At 69.4% G+C, this 1,703-nt stretch carries 1 protein-coding gene; it reads left to right on the top strand.

Annotated elements, in window-relative coordinates:
* Positions 1-663: 663 nt before the first annotated feature.
* On the top strand, positions 664-1,703 hold a 1,040-nt coding region (locus DQW06_RS07710; RefSeq protein ID WP_117198213.1), incomplete at its 3' end, for a cell wall protein.

Genomic DNA, 1,703 nt, shown 5'->3' with positions numbered 1-1,703 from the left:
CCCCGGGCGTCGTCGAGCAGGCGACGGCGGTGAGGAGGAGGACGGAGGCGAGTGACAGGGCGCGGGTGGCGCGGCTCCGGGGCCCTGACGGTGCGGAGACGGGCATGCCCACAACCTAGCCGCTCCGGGGGCCCGGGCGTCACCCCGGACGTGCGGCGGTGGGGCGCGGGGGAGGCCGCGGCTGACGGGAGCGGGCCCCGCCCGGGGGTGTGCCGCCCGTTGCCCGGGGCGCGGCCCCGGGCGGGTCAAAGGCATTCCTCGGGGACGCGCTTCCTTTGTGAGACGCGACATACGGTGTTCGGTTTACCGGTTCCGAGAAAAACTTCCGCAGAGAATTGTGGTGTCGCTCAGAGTGAGGGGTTCTTTCTCTGTGATCTTTTCGTGATGGGCTTCGGGAGAATTCGTCCTTTGTGGGGATGTAAGGTCTGGGTTAGGAAATCGGAAGTACTCCACGGCCCGGTTCCCGCGCCTCCTCCGTCCGGTGGTCGCGACCGCGCCCTCCTGTTTCCGCTGGCAGTGAGCTTTCTGTGTGCTCCCGCCATCCCCCATCCGATCCTGGTTCGCGCCCTGTGTTCCCACGACTTCCCCCACGGTCGGCCGGTGGCGCGCGTATCCAGAGCAGTCTGACCAGTGCGGACTGCGGCCGATCCGAAGAGGATTGACTTGAAGAACACTCGCGTTACCGCGCGCCGCATTCTCCAGGGCGGAGCGGCTTTCGCCGCTCTCGGCGCGCTCAGCATCGCCACGGCTCTCCCCGCCGCGGCCGAGACCGAGTACTACGGCTGGGCCTACGCCTCCGTCGGCAACTGGGAGGGCGTCGCCGTCAGCTACGACGGCACGACCACCAACAGCTACTCCGGTTCCATCGGCAGCTGGCTGACCTTCTCCGGCACCAGCAGCGCCACGGTCGGCGGTGACGGCGTCACCGCCACGGCCACCGTGGACACCGCCCGCGTCCAGCTCACCGTCTCCGATGTCGAGGAAATCGTCGAGGAGAACCTCGACGAGGAGTCCGAGGTCACGGAGGAGACCGAGGAGACCGAGGCCGAGGAGTCCCCGGCCCCCGAGGGCGAGGAGACCGAGCCCGGCGTCGACGACGGCCAGCCCGAGGACGGCGGTACCGGTGGCGAGGGCGGTGAGACCGGCGGTGACGAGAACACCGGTGGCGGTGAGACCGGCGGCGAGGACACAGGCGGCGGGACCGACGCCCCGGAGGCGCCGGAGACCAGCCCGGCCCCCGAAACCGACCCCGCGACCGTCTCCGAGCCCGAGACCCTGGTTCTGGACGAGGAGAGCACCGAGCTGGTCAGCGGCTCGGACGAGATCGTCCTCGACGCCACCCTGTCCGGTGTGACCACCACGACCACCCAGAGCTGGGACGGCGAGGTCTCCCACAGCGCCGACGTCGCCGACATCTCCTACCCGGAGGTCGTCACCCTCGACAGCGGTGAGCAGATCACCGTTCTGATCGACATCCAGTCGTACGAGCACGTCGAGGAGTACAGCGACGAGGAGAACGGCGTCACCTGGAACGACGCCTACACCGGCTTCGCGGTGTCCTTCACCGTCGACGGCGCCGAGGCCCCCTTCCACTACGTGGACCTGGCCGAGAGCCTCGCCAGCGTCGGTGTCTTCGAGCAGGGCAACGGTGACAACGGCGGTGACGACGGCGACGACAAGCCCGCGCCCACCCACCCCGAGGA

The organism is Nocardiopsis sp. TNDT3, from assembly GCF_003427465.1.
Classification (GTDB): domain Bacteria; phylum Actinomycetota; class Actinomycetes; order Streptosporangiales; family Streptosporangiaceae; genus Nocardiopsis; species Nocardiopsis dassonvillei.
Note: the sequence above shows the minus strand (reverse complement) of the source record. Positions and strands in the feature narration are given on the sequence as shown.